This is a genomic window from Deltaproteobacteria bacterium, from assembly GCA_020845895.1.
GTDB lineage: Bacteria > Lernaellota > Lernaellaia > JACKCT01 > JACKCT01 > JADLEX01.
The window spans coordinates 18,695-37,108 of sequence record JADLEX010000120.1; the positions used below are offsets into that span (position 1 = coordinate 18,695).

Sequence of the window (18,414 nt, forward strand, 5' to 3'; positions counted from 1 at the left end):
CATCACAGGCGGCGAAAGACCCTCGCCGCCCACAACCCGAGCTTCCAGAGCTTTGGCCGCGGCGAGACCAGGGCGCGCCCGCGACGCGTCGCGAGACGCAGGTAGCTGAGCGGTCTCGGGCCGGCGACCATCTCCGACCAGGACCCGCGGTCGATCCACAACGCGGCGTGTAGCGGCGAAAACGATTTTGCGCAAAGGTCCGCGACCATCCGATGTTGCCCCGCCCAATCGAGCGGTCCGTCGGCCAGACCGAATGCGTCGAGCGTCGTCATCAGAGTGACTTTCCCCCCCGACTTGCCGAGGATGAGCGACGTGAACGGCACGCGGCCCTCGAACACAAAAAGACCCACGCACGTTTCGTCAGGCCAAATCCGGTCGATCGCGCCCCGGCCCGGAATTTTTGGGAGGGACGGCCATCGCGCGATCATCGGATGCCAAACCACGCGCGTCTTCGCCGCCTCGAGCAATGACGAGACGATCCCGAGAAGTTGCTCTTCCCAATCTCGGTCCATCGCGAAATCGGTCTGCCACGCGTGCATGAATTCGCCGATCGCCTCGATGGGGACAAGCGCGACACGCTCCACGTCGTGCGCTTCTCGTAGCGCCTCGACGTCGTCGCGATCGGTGTCGAAGTCCACCCCGGGAACGGGGCCGCGTTTGTTGTGAATCGCCTTGACGCACCGCCCGTCCTCGATGAACACGTAGAGCGTCGGCGCGATCGTGACCCCGCCCCGCGGCGCGAGCCGCATCAGATTTTTCCAATGACGCGAATCGAGATCGACGGCCAGGACATCGCGACTCAGCACGGCGATTCCCCCATCACGAGGCGAAAGACTCGCACCGTCCACGCGGGCATCGCGATTCGCAGGGCATTGTCGCCGCACAGTTCCTCGCCGGTGCGAAGATCGACCAGGCGAGCGGGTGCTGCCGTCTGCATCCCGGCAAGGCGCGCCTCGTCGGTCGGGTTCGCGACGTAGACGATCGTGCGATCGGCGTCGCGCCAGATGGTGCGTTCGCACGGGGGATCGACGGGCATTTCCGGCGCGAGTCCCAGATACGTCGTGATCGCCTGCATGCACTCGTTCGCGGTTGAATTCCCGGGCGCGATCGGTCCGTTGATGAGCACGAGTTTTCCGGCGCCCGCGGCGAAGACCAGCGTCTGGATGCCGCAGTTCAGAACCTCGATCGGACGGCCGAGAAATCCTTCGAACGCCGAGAATTCGCTCATCGTCTCGTCGCGGGACGGCGCTTCCGGGCCGATGACGACGGCGCATCCCCGGCGCATCGCTTCGACGAGACGGTTCTGCAAACCGCGATCCATAAACTCGAAACCCGGGCAGAATATCGCGCGCGACGGACCCGCGATTTCGCCATCGCATCCGTCCGCCACTCGGATCGTCACGCCCGCGGCCTCCAAGCCCGCCAGAAATGCCCTGCTCACGCGCTCGTGCTCGATCTGCGGACCGTACGTCATGCCGAACCGATCCTCGCGGCAAAGCCCTTCCCAGCCGACACGCGACTCGAAGGGCATCGGCGTGATCTGCGCGAAGAGATTGGTGACGGAACTCAGCCGGTCGTAGATGCGGGGAACGATCACCGACGCGGTCGCCTGCCTGCGAAGATCGAAGAGCCGGTGATTTTCGACGAGCGCAACGAAGTCCGCATAGAACGTGTAATGATCCTTGCGGATGCCGCCGCGCCGCGTGATCGGCGAACCGTACCAGCGTTCGCGCTCGACGATCATGTACCAGTTGAATCCGCGTAATCCCCACATCATTGCGTAGGGAGTGATGAATCGGTGGTCGTCGAGATCGATCGGGGTCCATGCCTGATAGCAGCCCGCGCCGAATTCCGGCGACCAGGGCAATCGCGTCTGCCCTTCGAGCGACAACACGCGCGATTTCACGACAGCGTTTTCCGTTCGCGGGTGATAGAAATCCATCCCGACCGTTTCGAGCGCGCGCTCGTCGCGCCCGATATTGAAGGGCGTGCGTCCGGACGACGGCGGCACGTTGTGCGAAAACACGACGTCTCTGATGCCGCGCGACTCCCACTCGGCGCGTATGCGCACAAGTGCGTCGCCGAGCATGCGTTCCTTGAATTCGGCCCAATCGAGATAAGGACGCAGGTCGTCACGTCGCGTCGCGCGAAACCGGGTCGGCGGCTGGACCGCGCCCGCTTCCGTCGCGTGATGAACTTTTTGCAGTTCGCGCGGATCGGGATACTTTCCCTTGAGGAAGGCCTTCCACGCCGTCCTTGCGCCGTCGCTGTAATCCAGCTCGAACGCACCGGTGCGAAAAAAATAGCTGCACTCGTTGTCGCACTGCACCATGACGACGGGGCCGCGCGGATGCAGCATGGGCGCGATCTGTTCGGCCACGACGTCGAACCACGGCCCAAGTTCCTTCCAGAACTTGTCCGAGGCGTAACTCGGGATCGGAAAACCCATCGGCGGCACGGGGAGCACCACGGGCGCGCCATCGGGCCCTTGTGCCTGAATTCGTTCGTTTCTCAGGATGCGTTCGGGAAAACCGAAGCCGGAAATCTCGGCGTTGATGTGCGGACCGGGACGGACGATCGCCAACAGGTCGTTCTTTTTCACGAGACGCAGGAACTCGCGAAGGTCCTTTTCCGGCGCGAGATCGCCGAAGTCGAACCGGCCCTCCTCGATCTCATGCACCGACCACGGAACGTAGGTGCACACGAGACGCAGGCCGAGCGCGCGGACTTTTTGCAGGCATTCGTCCCAAAGCGCCCGGGCGACGCGCCAGTAGTGCATCGAGCCCGACAGCATCGGCACGATGGCGCCTTCGACTTCGAGCCCACGTTCGGACCAGGTGACCGGCATGCGCACTCCGCGCGATCATCTTTGACGCCCAAACGCCGCGTTGCAAGCGAGGGGCGGGATTTGCCGGCGCTATCGGCCGCCGTAGATCTTGCGGATGAAGTCCTTGGCCTCGAAGCAGTCGGGGTTCACCTCGACGGCGCGCACGAAATACAGTTCCGCCATTCCGTTGTCGTTTTCTTCGAGATAGATGCGGCCCATCAGCAAGAAGGGCAGATCCAGCTTCGCGTTCGCCCCGATGGCCTTTTGCAGAAGACTGGCGCCCGCCGCGAAGGGATCGTCGCCGCCGAGGTGATACCGCGCCCATCCGGCATACGCGAGCGCATCGGCGCCCTCATAACCGCGATAGGTGAGTTCGGCGAAGGCTGCCTCCGCTTCCTTCCAGCGGTTCTCGTCGCAGAAGTTCTTCAACGCCGTCAGGATCGTCTCGACGCTGTCCTCCGCCCCGAATCGGACGTTGGCGGATTCGAGATCGAGATCGCCGAACCCCTCGACCAGGTCCTCCGCGGGATTCGGGTCGAAGTTGTACCCGGGCGTTCCCTCGATCGAGTCGATCGCTTCGAGCGAGGTCGTTTCGCCATCGGCGAAGTCCGTAAAGCCGGAGATCGCGGGAGACGGCGCTTGATCGTCATCCACGTCGAAGTCGAAGTCCCCGGGCGAAGGCGCCGGCGGAATCGTGGGCTCCTCGTCATCGGAGAACTCGATATCATCCGACGCTTCGTCCCCGCCCTGCCCGGTCATCATCTGGCGTTTCAGGCGCTTGATCTCCAGCAGTTTCTGGAGCCGTTCTTCCAGCGCTCCGTGCGTCAGTTCCCCTTCCTCGATCTCAACGTCCACGCCGGGCGATCGGGGTGCGATTGTTCCCGAGGCGACCTGCGCGCGGATCCGATCCACGCCCCGCGACGCCTCCTCGAAGAGTCGTTCGAAGGGGTCGGCCGCCCGCTTCGCCGCTCCGTGCAGGGGTTTCTTGCGGCCCTCGCCGGCAAACTTCAAGAACCCGAGCGTGAGGAGCGCGTAAACGAACGACAACGCGTGCGTGCGCCGCCCCTCCATGTCCGCCACGATGCGAGACGGCGTGGCACCCTTGCGGATGGCGCTCATCACAGGTCCCATCTGGACCTTGGCCGCGAGAACATCGGGGTCCACCATCGTGACAATGGAATGGTCCTCTTCTCCCTTCGCGTCCTTATCCTTTCGCGGTTCGACCAGCTTCAGCGCGGTGTCCATTCGCTTCGACAACCGTTCCTTGACGATGAGCGGATCGTATTTCTCCGCGATCCCCTCGACGATGAAGGTCGCCGCGGTCTCCGGCGAGGTCGATTGCCCTTCGTGCTCGATGGCGCGGTCCTGAAATTGATAATCGCCGCGCTTCCACGAAAAGAGTCCGGGTGTGGATTTCCAGTAGAATTCCTCGGCGAGGCGCTCCACTTCCGGACGTTCGATCACCTTCTGCTCGATCATCAGGTCGATCGGTCGACGGTCCTCGGCCTTGGCGCGCTTGGTGTAATTCGTCAGTTCGTCCGATGTGATCTGGCCGCGCGTGACGAGGTACTGGGCGAAATTCCGATCGCGAAGAACAACCTCGCGATCGCACACGACGCATCCGTCCGACAGGTGGATGACCAGCCGAGCGCCGCCGTCCTGAATCGTCAGGATCCCGGTCTTCTTCGCCACCAGAAAACCCGCCAAAAGCTTGGCGGGATGAACAGCGTCGAGTTTGCCCTTGATGACGCCCGCGCCCTCGGCGGTCATGACACCCCCAGATCCGCGATGTCCCGGTCGGATCCGCCCGCCGCGATCGCGCACGAATTGTTGGGGGACGGTGCGCGGGTGTCAAGCGTCGATCCCCGCGCGAAACCGCCGGATTTTTCCGGGTCGCTCGACGTTTCGTTGCCGTCTTGCGGCGCTTCTCCCGACATCCCATAGTGATCGCATGCGTTTAAGTTGCGCCGTCATGTTCATGATCGCTCTCGGCCTTACCGCCGATGTCGCTTGGGCCGATTCGCGCACGTTTGAATTGCGTTATCGGTCGGCCCGCGAGATCGTCGATCAGGTCCGCGCCCTTCTCGGCCCCGACGGCGCCGTCGTCATCGACGAAGCGACCAACACGCTCGTCGTGCGCGACCAGACCGCCGTCTTGCGGGACATTGAAAAGCTGGTGGCGCGGCTCGATGCGGCCCCGACGCTCTGGACCGTAACCGTGACGCACACGGACGCGCGGGTGTGGTTCGAGGGTGCGAAGAGCGTGGAATTCGTCGACCAAGGGCCGTGGAGAGTTGCGACGATCCCAAAAGAAGACCAAGCGACCGCCCGCGTCACCTCGTCCGCCGAATCGGCCGCGCGAACATTGCGCCTGCGCGCCGGGGACCCCGCCGTATTCGCGGTGGGCGATGGAATTCGGATCGACGAAGTCCAGGGGACCTGGTTTGGCCGCCACGGTTTCGGTCTCGATTTGCAGATGGCCACCGCACGCGCCGAGTTGTCCGTTCGCGTTTCCGGTTCCGGTGAGAACCGCCGACTCGCCATCACCCCTCGCGTCGCCGTCGATTCGCCGAGCGGCCCTGTCTTTCGCGATCTCGACGGGATCGATGTACCGTTGGCCCCGGGCCGGCGCATCGCGATTTCGATCCGATCCGGCGATGCCCGCGACGTCTGGGGACCCATCGGCGCGGGTGTCGAATACGCCTGGATGTTCACCGTTCTTCCGGAGAACGCACCTTGAAAGCTCATGGCCGCCGGATGTTTTTCGTGATCTCGATGGTTGTCACGGTCGCTCTGTGCGCTTGCGAGACCGTGTCGAAGCCGGTCGAAACGACTCCCGCTCCCACGCCGCGACCCGACAAACCGATCGTCGTGCAGACAGAAACGCCATCTCAAACCGGCGACATGAGCGAGGACGAGGTGCGCGCGTTCCTGCTACGCCTCGAACTCGCGTGGCAGACGGGAGACACAGCCGCGCTCGAGACGATTTATACGCCGGATGCGGAAATCCTCGTGAACACCGGGCAGCACGCCCGGACGCTCACCGCGGGGGAGTACCTGAAATTGGCGGCGGCGACGCGCGCACGCCTCGCGGACTATCGCTACCGGGTCGAAGAATCTCGCATCACCGTCGCCGCGGATGTCGCCACGGTGGTCGAAAACATCGCCGAAGAAGGGCGTGATAAAGACCGCGTAATCCGATCGGACACCGACGCCGCCTACACGATCGTCCGTTTCGAAAATGGTCTTCGCATTTCACGCGTCGAGGCGAAGGTTTTGACGGCAACTCCGGGGGAGTGACCGTGTCTTCCGACCGGCGGCACCTGCCGGTTCAACCGCGCCGGCGATCGCGAATCGCGCGATCGGTTTCGCGGCGATCCTGCTCCTCGCGCATCGCCTCGCGTTTGTCGCCGAAGGTTTTGCCCTTGGCGAGCCCGATCATCAGCTTGGCCCGGCCCTTGGAAAAATAGAGCTTGAGCGGCACCACCGTGTAACCGCGCTCGCGAACCTTCGTGTCGAGTTTTTCGAGTTCGCGCCGGTGCAACAACAGCTTGCGCTGGCGGAACGGTTCGTGATTCGTATAGCCGCCGTGGGAATACGGCGGGATGTGAACATCGACGAGCCAAGCCTCGCCGTTCCGAATATCGACGTACCCCTCCTGCAGGCTGGCGTGACCCTCGCGCAGCGACTTGACCTCGGTGCCGGTGAGCACAAGGCCGGCTTCGAACTGCTCCACTATGTGGAAGTCGTGAAACGCCTTGCGATTCCCGGCGATCATTTTTTCGCCGGACGGTTTGTCGGTCATGTTCGGATCGTGACGTCAGTTCACGTCGGTCGTCGAGGGGTCCGGCGGATCGTCGGAAGTCGCGTCGCCCAAAACCCCGTCGGGTTCGTCGGGCGCCTCGTCTACCACAGTCGGCGCGACTTGACCACCGGAAGCGTCGAATCGGCGCACCTCACCGGGCTCGAACGGCGTCTCGCGGCCTTCGTCGAGCACGACGAGCACCTTGCCGCCGATGGGATCGTGCCGCGTCACCCGCCCGATGCCTTGCGGCGTGTGGCAGCGCTTGCCGACCTTGGGCAGTCCCTTTGAAAACGAGCAGTAGAAGTCATGCTCGTAACGCAGGCAGCATTTGAGCCGTCCGCACACACCCGACACCTTCGCGTCGTTGAGCGCGAGGCACTGGTCCTTGGCCATTTTGATCGAGACGGTCGCAAAGTTGCCGAGAAACATGGCACAGCACAGCTCGCGTCCGCACACACCCGCTCCGGTGAGCTTTTTCGCGGCGTCTCGCACGCCGATCTGCAGCATTTCGATGCGCGTGCGGTAGCGACCCGCGAGTTCACGCACGAGTTCTCGAAAATCGACGCGGGCCTCGGCCGTGAAGAAAAAGGTGAGGCGGCTGCCGTCGCACGCGGCGTCGACATCGACGAGCTTCATGGCGAGGTTGCGCCGGGCTGCGGACGTTCGACAGACGTCGAGCGCCTCGCGCGCGCGTTCGGCGTTGTGGCGCGCGCGGTTCAGGTCATCCGAACCGGCGGACTTGATCACTTTCGGTCGCGACGATCCGTCGTCGGTCTCCGCGACCTCGTCGCTCACACGGGCGATCGTCGGGCCATGCTCGGCGTCGACAATGACGGTTTCGCCGACGCGCAGATCAAGCGCCCCGGCATCGTATTCCGCCGCTTTCCGCTGCCCTTGCAGCACCGCCTTCACCACACGCACGTCATCCCCATGGTATCTGGAAGATCGGGCACTCCCGACGGAATCACTGTAACCGCGCGCGTCCGAAAAACAAGAGTTCCATGTCGAAATTGCGTGGGTCACTCGACCGCGCGTGTTTTTAACATTCCCGGGATCAATCTTCGAGTTTCGCCAGATCGTCCGCCGCGACGTCTTCCTCAACCGCGTCAGGCGAGTCCGCCGCGTCGTCCGTGGGGGGCACCATGGAGACGGGTGTCCACTGATGGGCCTCGCCGGCGCGCTTCGCCTCGTCGTTGCGAGGCGTGATGCGGCGAATCTCCTCCGGCGGAAACGGCAGGATCTCGTCGGTTCCTTCGAGCCGCACCAGAACGATGCCCTGAATGGGATCGTGCCGATTGACGCGGCCGGCGCGCCCATCGGCGGTCTCGCAACGTTTGCCGACCTTCGGCAAGCCGCGGCTGAAGCTCGTGTAGACTTCGTGCTCGAAACGCAGGCAGCACTTGAGGCGACCGCAGACGCCGGAAACTTTCGACGGATTCATCGCCAGATTCTGGTCCTTGGCCATCTTGATGGTCACCGGCTCAAAACCCGTGAGGAACTTCGAGCAGCACAACTCCCGACCGCACACGTCGTAACCGCCGAGTTTGCGCGCCGCGTCGCGCACCCCGATCTGCATCATCTCGATGCGCGTTCGAAATCGCTGGGCGAGTTCCCGCACGAGGTCGCGAAAGTCGACGCGGTCCTCGCTCGTGAAGTAAAAGACCATTTTACTGCCGTCGAAGACACTCTCGACCGAGATGAGCTTCATCGGCAGATTGCGCCGGGCCATCGCCTGTTTGGCGTGAAAAAACGCCATCACCTCCTGGTCGCGGACCTTCTCACGCCCGGCCAGATCGCCGTCCGTCGCGGGCCGCAGCACGCGCGGAAACTTTCGCGGCGGCCCCTCGAAAACCTTCGGCTCGTCGTGCACGCGCGCGAGAGCCGGGCCTTTCTCGGCCTCGACCACGAGCCAGTCGCCCGCCTTGGGTTCGTGATCGGCACTGTCGTATTCCACCGGGCGATTGCTGCCCGGAAACTTCACGGTCAGGGTCTGCGTCATCGGGGTATCGTCCGGGCGAAGTCCGTCGCCCTCGGCGTAAGAATGTCGACCAGCAGGGCCTGAACGGCGAGCGGCGCATTCGCGTTTCGTTGAAGCAACCGCTGCGTGAAGGTCACGCTGCGGACTTTCGAAGTCAGTGCCCTCATTTCGTAACGCGCCGCGAACGCGCGCGCGTCGGCATCGAGATCGGGATTCATGATCCGCCGCGCGTCGGCCAGCGCCGCGCTTCGGATCGCGTCGGCGAGAAAGACCTTCACCATCTCGAGCGCGTCCTCCGCCCCCGATGACCACTGCGCGACCGTCTCGGCGAAGCGCGCGATATCGCCGTCGCCGCCCAAAGGCAATCGATAGAACCTCGCGCCGAGACCGTGACGCTCCTCGCGAAGCGGGCCGGGTTCCATCCCCAGCGCGCGTCCGAGGCTACCGTCGCAGGCGCGGGCGATGATTCGCGCGTCGTCCGGCTCGCGCCCCCGCTCGACGAGCACGCGCTCGATGAGGTCGGCATCCATCGGACCAAAGACCACTTTCTGGCAGCGCGAAAGCACGGTGGGCAGAAGCTGCTGCGGCGCGCTTGTGACGAGCAGGAAGACGATATTTCGACCCGGTTCCTCGAGCGTCTTGAGCAACGCGTTCGCGGCGGCCGGATTCATCGTCTCGGCCTGAAGAACCAAGTTCACCTTCCATTCGGCTTCGTACGGCGCGTACACGAGCTTGTGCACCAACGCGTCGACCGCCGCCTTCTTGATGAAGCGGCCCTCGGGTTCGAGCACCTGCATGTCCGGATGATTGCCGTCGACGATTTTGCGATGGGTCAATTCGACGTCGCGGGTCGCGGCGAGCAGTTCCGCCGCGAACGCGTACGCCGCCATCGTCTTGCCGACGCCCTCCGGACCGAGAAACAGGTATGCGTGCGCAACGCGGCCCGACGAAACCGCGCGGCGGAGTTGGTCCACCGCGCGCTCGTGCCCGCGAACGTCATCGAGCGACGCCACCGATTCGACGGTCATGCGCGCTCGCCGAAATTGTCTTGCAACACCGCAATCATCCTCTCGCCCACCGTCTCCTCGTCGCCGGTCGCGTCGATCACGCGCACGCGTTCCGGTTCTCTCGTCGAAATCGCCAGATAACCCTCGCGCACACGCCGATGAAATTCGAGCGCTTCCCGCTCGAAACGATCCTCGCGCTTCGTCTCGTCGGCAATCCCCGCGGCGCGACTCCAAGCCCGCCGGAGCGCATCGCCCGCGTCCATGTCGAACAGCAGCGTCAGATCCGGCGCGAGCCCGGCGGCCGCCTCGCGATTGCCGTGCCGCACGCGCTCCAATCCGAGCCCTCGCGCGAAGCCCTGGTAGGCTTCCGTCGCGTCGCCAAATCGGTCGCACAACACGACGCGCCCCGCGGCCAACGCCGGTTTGACGACGTCAGCCACGTGTTGCGCCCGCGCCGCCCAGATCAGATAAAGCTCCGTATCCGGCGCCAGCCCGGCATTCTTCGATGCGAGGAGAATCGCACGGATCTCATCCGCGACCGGGCATCCGCCGGGCTCCCGCGTGAGCGTCACGTCGCGGCCACGGGCACGCCACCACTCGGCAGCCCGCCGGATCTGCGTCGTCTTGCCCGTCCCTTCGGTGCCTTCGAACGTCACGAATACGCCGGAAGCACCTTGACCGACCTCGCGAAGGCGCATGTTTTCGTCCATCGGTCGTCGTCCTTGAACAGAGACTGTAGTCGATTCGCCCGCGCAGTGGCAAGTTCATCGCTCCAAATCCTGACCTTGTTCATGGTCTTGAGCGGGCGATGTTGTTATATTCCGTACGCTTTCGAATCGGAGGGTGGCGTTGAAGCTCCGTGTCTGCCCGATTCTCGTCCTGATTGTCGCGGCGTGCCCGAGCTTATCGCCGGCCGTGAACGGGTCCCTGCGTTCGACGGACAAGGGCCAACGCATTCTGCACGTCTGGGGAACCGACTACGAGATGGGATATGCGCACGGTTTCCTGCTCGGGCAGGAGATCGTCGATGTCATGAGCGTTTACGGCCTTCCCGGCCCCATGTACACGGCGCAGGAATTCAACGATGAACGCGATTTCACTTTCGACACGTTTGAATTCGACGCGGAACTGTTGGATGAAGCCGAAGGCATGTTCGACGGACTCGTCGATGCCGGAGCCGACCTTCACGTCCCGCCCCTCGACCGCGATCTGAACGCGGATGACATCGTGACGTTCACGGCCCTTCGCGAACTCGCCGGTTTGCAGTGCGCGACGTGGGCCGCGTGGGGCGACGCGACTGCGGGCGACCCCGACATCGATTCGCAGATGGCCGTCGCGCACAACAGCGACTTCGTTCTCGTGGGCGACGAATCGACCCTGCATTACGCCGGCACGCACGGTCTCGTCGTGGCTTACGAGCCATCCGATCCCGACCGCCAGCGATACGTCTCGGTCGTGTTTCCCGGATTTCTCGGCGTCGCTGCCGGGCTCAACGAGTCGGGAGTCGGGATCTTCGTCAACCGCGGATCGATCGTCATTCCACGCGCGAGCATGAATCTCGACCCGGGCATCGTGCTTGGCATCTATCAGACGCGCAAAGCGCTCGCGGCACGCGACGGCAACGAGGACGGCGTGAACGACATCGTGGATATCCACGATCATTTCGCCGGCGTGCGCCAATACGCGCCCGCGATCATTCAGGCTTTCGGTCCCGCCGGGAGATCGAATCCTCCGTCGGCGGTCCTTGAAATCAACAACCTCGTGCGTGCGTCGCGACTGCCGGCGGACGACGCGAATTTCGCGCCTGACATGCAGCTTTCGCTGAACTGGGAGGACCAACTGGTTCCCGTCCGCCAGACGTTTCACCAGATTCGCTACGTCTTCGACGAGAAGCTCATCAACGAGACCTACGGGCATGCCGCCAGTCTCGCGAACATGTGGGATTTCCTGGATCGTAACGCCGGCGTTCCGCAGATCAACGTGACCTTTTATTCGATGATTTTTCTCCCCGAGCAGCTTCGAGTCGGTCTGTCGCTGTGGTCCGATTTCGACAACGATCCCTCGACCAACCACGTCTGGTACGACTTCGAGGAGTTGTTCACCGAAGTGGACGACGACACGGACGACGACGCGACGGATGATGATTCCGCCGATGACGATCTGGCGGATGATGACGACGATGCCGCGGACGATGATTCCACGGACGACGACGTGAATCCCGATGACGATGGGTCTCCGGATGACGAAGCGAACGACCCGAACGATGACGATTCTCCGGCCGCCGACTCCGCCGACTCAAAGTCTTCGGAATCCGATCACGACGCCTCGTGCGGGCGTTGACGCGAAGTCAGAACGCGTAGCCAATCTGCGCGTAAGGCAGCGCCTCGGGCTTGGGGATTCGCGTTTCTCCGACGTCATTGAAGATCTCGGCCCGATGGCTCACGAAACGCATGTCGAACGCCACGGAAAGCGTGTCGTCGAAATCGTACGCCGCGCCCAGCAGAAACATCGAGCGTTCGTCCCGGTAGCCGCTTCCGGAAAGTCCGTTTCTCCGATCGGGATCGAAATGGTCGTATCGCCCGATGAACGCGGTGCGCCGCGCCACATCGATGTCGCACCACATCGAAAAGACCGACGCATGAATCCGATCGTGTTCGGTCCCGTCGTCCTGCGGTGAATAGAACTGATTGTGAGCCTCGAACGCGATGTCGATTCGCCGACCGTCCGCGCGTTCGCCCCGGTAATGAGCCATTGCCGAGACGCGCATGAGCGTCTCGCCCGCGTCGGCATCGATCTCCTCGCCCCACGCGTATCCGCTCACGGTCATGCCATCCAGCTTTTCGACGCGCGCAAACGGTGCGATCGTCACTCGAAGGTCCGCGGCATTCCCCTTCGCGTTCTCCGGTTCAAGCAGTCCCTCTCCGGCGTAGATCCCGAGCCGGTAACGCAAATATCCGTGAGGTGCCGCTCCGCCCACCGCGACGCCGACGTCCGATTCCGACGGACGCCTCTCCGGCACGCTGACGGCTCGAATTTCGGCCCGATCTTCCGTGGCGACGAAGCCCTTACGTAACGGCGCTCGGCGATAGAGCCACAGCTCGTACGCGGTCTTTTCAACGTACCGTCGCCGGTAGGCCACATTCGCAAAATCAATCCACCCCGTCGGAACGATGCCGGCCTCCGTCTGAACGGAAGGCACCCAAGTCACACGGGCCCACGCCGCCACCGGTCGAAAGATCACCTCATCGCGATCGCGTTCCTCAGCGGGAAGTCGTTCGCCAGTGAACTCGGTCGCGGTCTCCGATTCCGCGATCACGGAGATTCGCGCGTCGAACCTTTCGCCGTCGCTTGCCGCGAGGCCGAGCACCGCGCGGTCGAACTCGAAATCGCTGTCGCCCTTGCGTTCGCGCCGCTCGTGCCACTGCTCATACCAGGGCGTCCAATTGCCGCGCCAGCGCGCGGCGAATTCGCCGATCGGCCGCGCCGACCAGCCGGAGGAATCCTCCTGCGCCGCGGCCGGCCCCGCCGACGCGACGACCATCATTCCAATCGCGAGGAAACCGAGCGCGTGTTTGGCGAGTCGAGTCACGCCGTCGCGCCTTTGCACGAACTGCCACACCCAGCCGTACAGCCGAAGCAGTGGCGCGCCGTCACGATGCGTCGGGACGCGAATGCCGCGGCATCGAAGTCGCGGATGTGCCCGAACCGACCCTGGGGGGCCGACTCGAGATCCAGCATCTGATTGAAGTCGCAATCGAACACGCGTCCGTCCCAGGACACCGAGATCGTATTCCGGCACATCAAACCGTCGATCGTCGCGGGGTTGAACGACGCGACCAGTCGTTTCAGGTAGCTCTCCAGATTCCCGGATTCGACGAGCCATTCGAGGAAGCGCGAGATCGGCATGTTGTTGAGGGCAATCAGGCGGTCGAAACGCACTTCGTACCGGTTCGCGAATTCGGCTTTCCACTCGCGCTCCGTTGCGGCCTGTTCGGGCGCGAGAAACGCGCCGATGGGATTCGTCACGAAGGTGAGGACGCGCCGCGAATCGCCGCCGCCGTAGCCCGCGGTGTTCAGCATCCGCAGCGCTTCGATCGAGCGCTCATACGTTCCCGTGCCGCGCTGCGCGTCCGTGCCCGAGCGACGCACATGTGGCAACGAGCAGACGATTTCGACGCCGCGCTCGCCGAGCCATTCCGGTAGGTCGCGATACTTCGGAAGAAGCAGGACCGTCAGATTGCATCGATCGATGACGTGCTTTCCACGTCGCACGCACTCGTCCACAAGATCCCGAAAGTGCGGATTCAACTCCGGCGCGCCGCCGGTGATGTCCACCGTATGGCAGTCCGTGCGGTCAAGCGCCGCGAGGCAAGCGTCCACGGTTTCGCGGTTCATCATCTCGCCCGTGCGATCGGGACCCGCATCGACGTGGCAATGTCGGCAAGTCATGTTGCACAGCCGACCGAGATTGATCTGGAAGTTTTCCAGCTTCCCGGGGATGAGCGGCGATCGACCGGCAGATGTGAGCGAGCGCTCGAATTTCGCGTCCTGCCCCATGCGGTCGGTGACGCGCGCCCCGGCTAGAGTTCGAAGCTGGGTTTCAGACGACGCCAGCGGCGCGCCACGGCGGACGAGGCTCAGAACCTTGGTGTCCGAAGATGCCTCCGACACGTTTTCGTCGTGCGCACTTTCGACTTGCGCCGCCAAGCGACCAGCCATCCAGACTCCCGTAGAAAGAAACAGCATTAACGCAAAGGCCGCATCGCGACCAGTCGCCCAACAGGCGCGGGGTTCTCACCTACATCGAGGTCTTTTCCGCCTGCTCGAGCATCTGCATTCCGTGGACGAGCGACGCCCCGCCGCGAATGGCGACCGCGACGTGCACCGCCTCGGTCATCTGCTCCAGGTCGGCCCCGTTCTTCAGGCTTTCCGTCGTGTATGCATCGATGCAATACGGGCACTGCACGGCGTGCGCGACGGCAAGCGCGATCAGGGCTTTCTCGCGAACGGACAGCGCGCCGTCGGCAAAGACCGCGCCGTAGTAGTCGAAGAATTTCTTCCCGAGTTCGGGCTGTCCCTTCGCGATTCTCGCGAATTCTTCGAGGTGTTCGTTTCGATAGTACGACATGCAAAGCCTCCAACTAATTCGAGAAAGCCCTAGAAATATTTCTAGGTCTACTTCCGGTTATCGCACGATGTAATACGGTCGGCTCCAAAGCCGCGTTCCGGCCACGCAACGGAAAGCCGCCAAGTATCTGATATAAAAGGCATAATTCGAATTTTCGATCCAATCGGTAACCAACGGTGATTTTCGTTACGATCCCCATTTCTCCCTTGAATTGTGAGTCGGATTTCGGCATAAGGAACGGGCTCTTTTTTGGTCTCCTGCTCATGCCCACGGATGGAAATGGAATGTTCGCCGCCAGTCCCACCGAAGACGTTTCGGGCTCGTCGAGTCGTCTCTCCGTCCTGTTCGGGGCGCGGAAATTCCGCCACCTGGGTTCGGTCAAGAACATCTCCTCCAATGGGCTCGTCGTCTGTTCGCACAACGTGTTTCGTCCGGGCGCCGTCGTGCAGGTTCAGATCAAGAACGCAGAGGAACCCGATCAGTTGTGGAGCCTTCGCGGCCGAGTGCGTTGGAGCGATTATCTCCCGGCGGGGTCTCGGCGGGAAGGCATCTTCGAAATGGGAATCGAGTTTGTCGATTTGCCGCTCGCGGACCGCGTTCGGCTCGGCGACCTCGAACGCGACATTCTCGGCAAGCGACGGGAGCCGCGTTTCTCCAAGTCGTTTCGTGTTTCGGTCAACGGGGCGCACGAGGACGGCGAGTTCCTCACAGCCAATCTCAGCCGGCATGGAATGTTCATCACGACGTCGCGCATTCCTGATGATCAGGCCGACGTCGATCTCCACATCCTCAACATCGACATCATGGAGATCATCCGGGCCCGGGCCAAGGTCATCGGCCGGATCAGCGTCGAAGAGGCCGTCGCCATGGGTTCCCACGCCGGTTTCAACGTTCAGTTCACGGATTTCTTCCCCGGCGACGAGCAGATCTTCCAAGACTACATCGCCTCGCTCGAGAAGCACTACAACCTCGAGTAGCCCGACGCCATGTTCGCGGCGGCCTCCCCAGCCCCCGGATCGGAAGCGATTTTTCGTAATCTCCGCGTGGGACTTGTCTTGGCCGAATCTGCTATGTTCGGCGCATGAATCCGACGACCGTCGCTTTGGTCCGCGCAAACGAGCGCTACGAGGGCGAGCACCGCACCCTCGAAACGAACATCTTCGGCGCGTTTCCACCGCTGGGCATCGCACACATCGCCGCCGTTGTCCGCGACGCGGGATTTGCCGTCCGGCTCCTGGACGGCACCGTGGAAAACGCGACTCCCGACGAACTCGCGCAGCGAATCGGAGCGAATTTCGACGGCATCGCGGGTTTCACGTCGGGCACGCTCAACTGGCGCTCCACCTATCGAGCCATTCAGTCGCTCAAGCGCATCGCGCCGCGAGCCGTCGTCGTCGTCGGCGGCCCGCAAATGGATGTCTATCCCGACGAAGTTCTGACGTTCCCCGAGGTCGATTTCGGTATCGTGGGCGAGGGCGAATACGCGTTCACGGATCTCGTTCGCGCCATCGATCGGCGCGAAGACCCGACCGTGCTTCCCGGGCTGGTTTATCGGCGCGACGGGGTCGTCACGAAAAACCTACCGGCCCCGCCGATCAAACGGCTCGGCGAGTTGCCGTTCGCGGCGATCGACCTGCTGCCGGTCGACCAGTACAAGGCGCTGACGATCCCCTCGCCGTTCACGACCCTCGTCACCAGCCGCGGCTGCCCGTTCAAGTGCAACTTCTGCTCCCAACAGTACGCCGGCGGCAAGTTCCGCCAGCGGCCGGTGCAGCACGTCGCGGATGAGATCGCTTGGCACCTGCGTGAGTTCAAGACGCGCGAGATTCTCTTCTTCGACGAGACCTTCACCATTGGCACGCAGCGGGTGATCGACCTGTGCGAGGCCATCATCGGCCTCGGCGCTCCGGTGGGGTTCAATATTCGCGCACGCGCCGACACCATCACGCGCCCCGTCGCCCGCGCCCTCAAGGCCGCGGGGTGCACCGGCGTCAACGTCGGGATCGAGGCGGGCACCGATCGAATCCTGAAAAAGATGAACAAAGCCGTGACCGTCGAGGAGATGCGGCGCGGCATCGAGATCTGCGCGTCGGAAGGACTCATCACGCGCGGATATTTCATGCTGGGCTACGAAGGCGAAACCGTCGAGGAGATCGAGGCGACGCTCCAGTTCGCGTGCGACCTTCCCCTGGACTTCGCATCGTTCACGATCACGCAGCTCAATCCCGCTACCACGGATTACGAAAGCGCCCTGTTCAACGGGTACACGTGGGATTATTGGCGGGATTACACGCTCATGAAGGACGTTCCGCCGGTCCCGCCACGTCCAGCGAACGCGCAATACAGCGAAGAGTTTCTGAACGGGATGCTCCGGCGCGCGTATCGAAAGTTCTATTCGCGCCCGCGCCTGATCGCGAAACACCTGGCGAGTTCCCGCATGCGTCGGTGGGTCGCGGACACGCTGGTGAATCAGGTGTCGCTGACGAGCGCCTTCGCCGAACTCATGCGCCCGGCCTATCTCTCCGCGGGATATGCGAACGGCTGATCGGCGCAAGCCCAAATGAAAACGCCCCCGGAGCCTCGCGGCAACGGGGGCGTTTCGACTCAGGAGTCCGTCAGGGGACGAGATTCACGCAGACGTCTTCGATCACGTTGCTGCGAAGTCCGTCTCCGTCCGTCGCGCGAATGTCGGCGCAGTACTCGCCCACGGACGCTCCCGCGAAGTTCACCTGAATCGTGACCTCGGCCGGCGCTCCGCAGTCGCTCACGTCTCCGAGACCGCTGAAACCGTCCCACGGCGTTTCATCCGCGAGGAAATTGTCGGTGCTGCCCGCGTTGAGAATGAAAAGCTGGCCGCCGGACAGATTGTCTTCCTCGTCGCACACACTGACGGCGAACGTGCTGACGGCGTCCGTGGTGGAGATTTCCGCGGGATCCCATGTGCCGCCGGAAAGCACGGGGCCACCGTCATCCTGCTGCCAGTCGTCGGTGGTATCGTCGTCATCCGCCGCATCGTCGTCGGCGGCGTCGTCATCCGCCGCGTCATCGTCCGCGGCATCATCATCGGCGGCGTCGTCGTCGGTCGCGTCATCGTCATCCGCCGCGTCCGTCGTGGAGCGGTTCTCGTTCACAATCGGCGTCAAGTCGCCGGTGTCCTGCTCGTCCGTCACGCCCTTTTTGTGCTCCTTGCAGGCGCCGAATATCATCATCGTCGCCACCAACAACGCCACCCACAGCCATCCGCGACGCCCGAGCATGACATCAACCTCCGGGGACCCACGATCGACGCACGTCGATCCCTTGTGAAAAGCGGCACACGGTTATCACAAAGCCCCCCGGCGTGCAAGGCGGAACGGCCCGCTCCGGTTTCGCGCGGGCGTCCGTCGTCGAACGAACTCCGCCCGGATTTTCCTCCAAGTGCACCCGGAATCACCAAGTTCGGATTTTTTCTTGACCCGGGACGCGCGGCGTGATAGCATGGCTCATAATTTGAGACCGGCGGTGTCGGGGAAGTCCGGTGAGAGTCCGGCGCAGTCCCGCTACTGTGACAGGCGGTCATTTCCCCGCCTGAAGTCAGGATACCGATCCGCCCGGTGCAAATCGTTCGCTCTTCGGCAGAAAGAGTGGATTTGCTTCGGAGCAATCCCACGCCTCTTTCCAACCGGAAAG

General features: G+C 63.2%; 17 protein-coding genes and 1 riboswitch. Of the genes, 5 read left to right on the forward strand and 12 right to left on the reverse strand.

Annotated elements, in window-relative coordinates:
• Positions 1-2: 2 nt before the first annotated feature.
• The 3 genes from IT350_16280 to IT350_16290 form a co-directional block, all read right to left on the reverse strand.
• Positions 3-806, reverse strand: coding sequence for a hypothetical protein (locus tag IT350_16280; protein MCC6159610.1), 804 nt, complete (start codon positions 804-806; stop codon positions 3-5).
• The gene (locus IT350_16285) at positions 800-2,848 is read right to left on the reverse strand and encodes a beta-galactosidase (GenBank protein MCC6159611.1); all 2,049 of its coding nucleotides are present in this window, start codon (positions 2,846-2,848) and stop codon (positions 800-802) included. The genes IT350_16280 and IT350_16285 overlap by 7 nt, the downstream gene beginning before the upstream one ends.
• Before the next feature lie 69 nt (positions 2,849-2,917).
• Positions 2,918-4,597, reverse strand: a complete 1,680-nt coding sequence (locus IT350_16290) for a DUF4388 domain-containing protein (protein ID MCC6159612.1) — start codon at positions 4,595-4,597, stop codon at positions 2,918-2,920.
• Between the two features lie 181 nt (positions 4,598-4,778).
• Between IT350_16290 and IT350_16295 the strand changes: the two genes are divergently transcribed.
• Both IT350_16295 and IT350_16300 read left to right on the forward strand, forming a co-directional pair.
• Positions 4,779-5,567: a hypothetical protein gene (locus IT350_16295; GenBank protein MCC6159613.1), complete on the forward strand. Its 789-nt coding sequence runs from the start codon at positions 4,779-4,781 to the stop codon at positions 5,565-5,567.
• Between the two features lie 26 nt (positions 5,568-5,593).
• On the forward strand, positions 5,594-6,127 hold the full coding sequence (locus IT350_16300; GenBank protein MCC6159614.1) for a nuclear transport factor 2 family protein: 534 nt from the start codon (positions 5,594-5,596) through the stop codon (positions 6,125-6,127).
• Between the two features lie 31 nt (positions 6,128-6,158).
• On the opposite strand, the gene smpB is transcribed toward IT350_16300, so the two are convergent.
• From smpB to IT350_16325, 5 genes are all read right to left on the reverse strand, one after another.
• The gene (smpB, locus tag IT350_16305) at positions 6,159-6,632 is read right to left on the reverse strand and encodes an SsrA-binding protein SmpB (GenBank protein MCC6159615.1); all 474 of its coding nucleotides are present in this window, start codon (positions 6,630-6,632) and stop codon (positions 6,159-6,161) included.
• 15 nt (positions 6,633-6,647) lie between these two features.
• Positions 6,648-7,553: a stage 0 sporulation protein gene (locus IT350_16310; protein ID MCC6159616.1), complete on the reverse strand. Its 906-nt coding sequence runs from the start codon at positions 7,551-7,553 to the stop codon at positions 6,648-6,650.
• Between the two features lie 133 nt (positions 7,554-7,686).
• Positions 7,687-8,631 (reverse strand): stage 0 sporulation protein, encoded by a 945-nt coding sequence (locus tag IT350_16315; protein ID MCC6159617.1) that lies wholly within the window; start codon positions 8,629-8,631, stop codon positions 7,687-7,689.
• The gene (locus tag IT350_16320) at positions 8,628-9,638 is read right to left on the reverse strand and encodes a DNA polymerase III subunit delta' (GenBank protein MCC6159618.1); all 1,011 of its coding nucleotides are present in this window, start codon (positions 9,636-9,638) and stop codon (positions 8,628-8,630) included. Before IT350_16320 ends, IT350_16315 begins: the two co-directional genes overlap by 4 nt.
• Positions 9,635-10,315 carry a dTMP kinase gene (locus IT350_16325; GenBank protein MCC6159619.1) on the reverse strand — a complete coding sequence of 227 codons (681 nt, stop codon included), beginning with the start codon at positions 10,313-10,315 and terminating at the stop codon, positions 9,635-9,637. Before IT350_16325 ends, IT350_16320 begins: the two co-directional genes overlap by 4 nt.
• A 151-nt stretch (positions 10,316-10,466) precedes the next feature.
• On the opposite strand from IT350_16325, the gene IT350_16330 reads away from it, so the two are divergent.
• Positions 10,467-11,957 carry a hypothetical protein gene (locus IT350_16330; protein ID MCC6159620.1) on the forward strand — a complete coding sequence of 497 codons (1,491 nt, stop codon included), beginning with the start codon at positions 10,467-10,469 and terminating at the stop codon, positions 11,955-11,957.
• Positions 11,958-11,964: 7 nt separating this feature from the next.
• Here IT350_16330 and IT350_16335 read toward each other — a convergent pair whose 3' ends face one another.
• The 3 genes from IT350_16335 to IT350_16345 all read right to left on the reverse strand — a co-directional run bounded on the left by IT350_16335 (position 11,965) and on the right by IT350_16345 (position 14,745).
• Positions 11,965-13,206, reverse strand: a complete 1,242-nt coding sequence (locus tag IT350_16335; GenBank protein MCC6159621.1) for a hypothetical protein — start codon at positions 13,204-13,206, stop codon at positions 11,965-11,967.
• Positions 13,203-14,336: an arsenosugar biosynthesis radical SAM protein ArsS gene (arsS, locus tag IT350_16340; GenBank protein ID MCC6159622.1), complete on the reverse strand. Its 1,134-nt coding sequence runs from the start codon at positions 14,334-14,336 to the stop codon at positions 13,203-13,205. The genes IT350_16335 and arsS overlap by 4 nt, the downstream gene beginning before the upstream one ends.
• A gap of 79 nt (positions 14,337-14,415) precedes the next feature.
• A complete protein-coding gene (locus IT350_16345; GenBank protein MCC6159623.1) occupies positions 14,416-14,745 on the reverse strand; it encodes a carboxymuconolactone decarboxylase family protein in 330 nt (109 codons plus the stop codon).
• Between the two features lie 284 nt (positions 14,746-15,029).
• On the opposite strand from IT350_16345, the gene IT350_16350 reads away from it, so the two are divergent.
• Together IT350_16350 and IT350_16355 are read left to right on the forward strand one after the other, a co-directional pair.
• On the forward strand, positions 15,030-15,722 hold the full coding sequence (locus tag IT350_16350) for a PilZ domain-containing protein (GenBank protein ID MCC6159624.1): 693 nt from the start codon (positions 15,030-15,032) through the stop codon (positions 15,720-15,722).
• Between the two features lie 104 nt (positions 15,723-15,826).
• Positions 15,827-17,290 (forward strand): radical SAM protein, encoded by a 1,464-nt coding sequence (locus IT350_16355; protein MCC6159625.1) that lies wholly within the window; start codon positions 15,827-15,829, stop codon positions 17,288-17,290.
• Positions 17,291-17,360: 70 nt separating this feature from the next.
• Here the strand turns inward: IT350_16355 and IT350_16360 are convergent, their stop codons facing one another.
• Complete coding sequence (locus IT350_16360; GenBank protein ID MCC6159626.1) at positions 17,361-18,002, reverse strand: hypothetical protein; 642 nt, start codon at positions 18,000-18,002, stop codon at positions 17,361-17,363.
• A gap of 250 nt (positions 18,003-18,252) precedes the next feature.
• A riboswitch (cobalamin riboswitch) is annotated at positions 18,253-18,328 on the forward strand.
• Positions 18,329-18,414: the final 86 nt, after the last annotated feature.

Coding starts and splice junctions, on each gene's coding strand:
- smpB (MCC6159615.1), bottom strand. CDS start 6,632: ATGACCGACAAACCGTCCGGCGAAAAAATGATCGCCGGGAATCGCAAG.
- IT350_16295 (MCC6159613.1), top strand. CDS start 4,779: ATGCGTTTAAGTTGCGCCGTCATGTTCATGATCGCTCTCGGCCTTACC.
- IT350_16320 (MCC6159618.1), bottom strand. CDS start 9,638: ATGACCGTCGAATCGGTGGCGTCGCTCGATGACGTTCGCGGGCACGAG.
- IT350_16350 (MCC6159624.1), top strand. CDS start 15,030: ATGTTCGCCGCCAGTCCCACCGAAGACGTTTCGGGCTCGTCGAGTCGT.
- IT350_16290 (MCC6159612.1), bottom strand. CDS start 4,597: ATGACCGCCGAGGGCGCGGGCGTCATCAAGGGCAAACTCGACGCTGTT.
- IT350_16325 (MCC6159619.1), bottom strand. CDS start 10,315: ATGCGCCTTCGCGAGGTCGGTCAAGGTGCTTCCGGCGTATTCGTGACG.
- IT350_16315 (MCC6159617.1), bottom strand. CDS start 8,631: ATGACGCAGACCCTGACCGTGAAGTTTCCGGGCAGCAATCGCCCGGTG.
- arsS (MCC6159622.1), bottom strand. CDS start 14,336: ATGGCTGGTCGCTTGGCGGCGCAAGTCGAAAGTGCGCACGACGAAAAC.
- IT350_16345 (MCC6159623.1), bottom strand. CDS start 14,745: ATGTCGTACTATCGAAACGAACACCTCGAAGAATTCGCGAGAATCGCG.
- IT350_16285 (MCC6159611.1), bottom strand. CDS start 2,848: ATGCCGGTCACCTGGTCCGAACGTGGGCTCGAAGTCGAAGGCGCCATC.
- IT350_16360 (MCC6159626.1), bottom strand. CDS start 18,002: ATGCTCGGGCGTCGCGGATGGCTGTGGGTGGCGTTGTTGGTGGCGACG.
- IT350_16355 (MCC6159625.1), top strand. CDS start 15,827: ATGAATCCGACGACCGTCGCTTTGGTCCGCGCAAACGAGCGCTACGAG.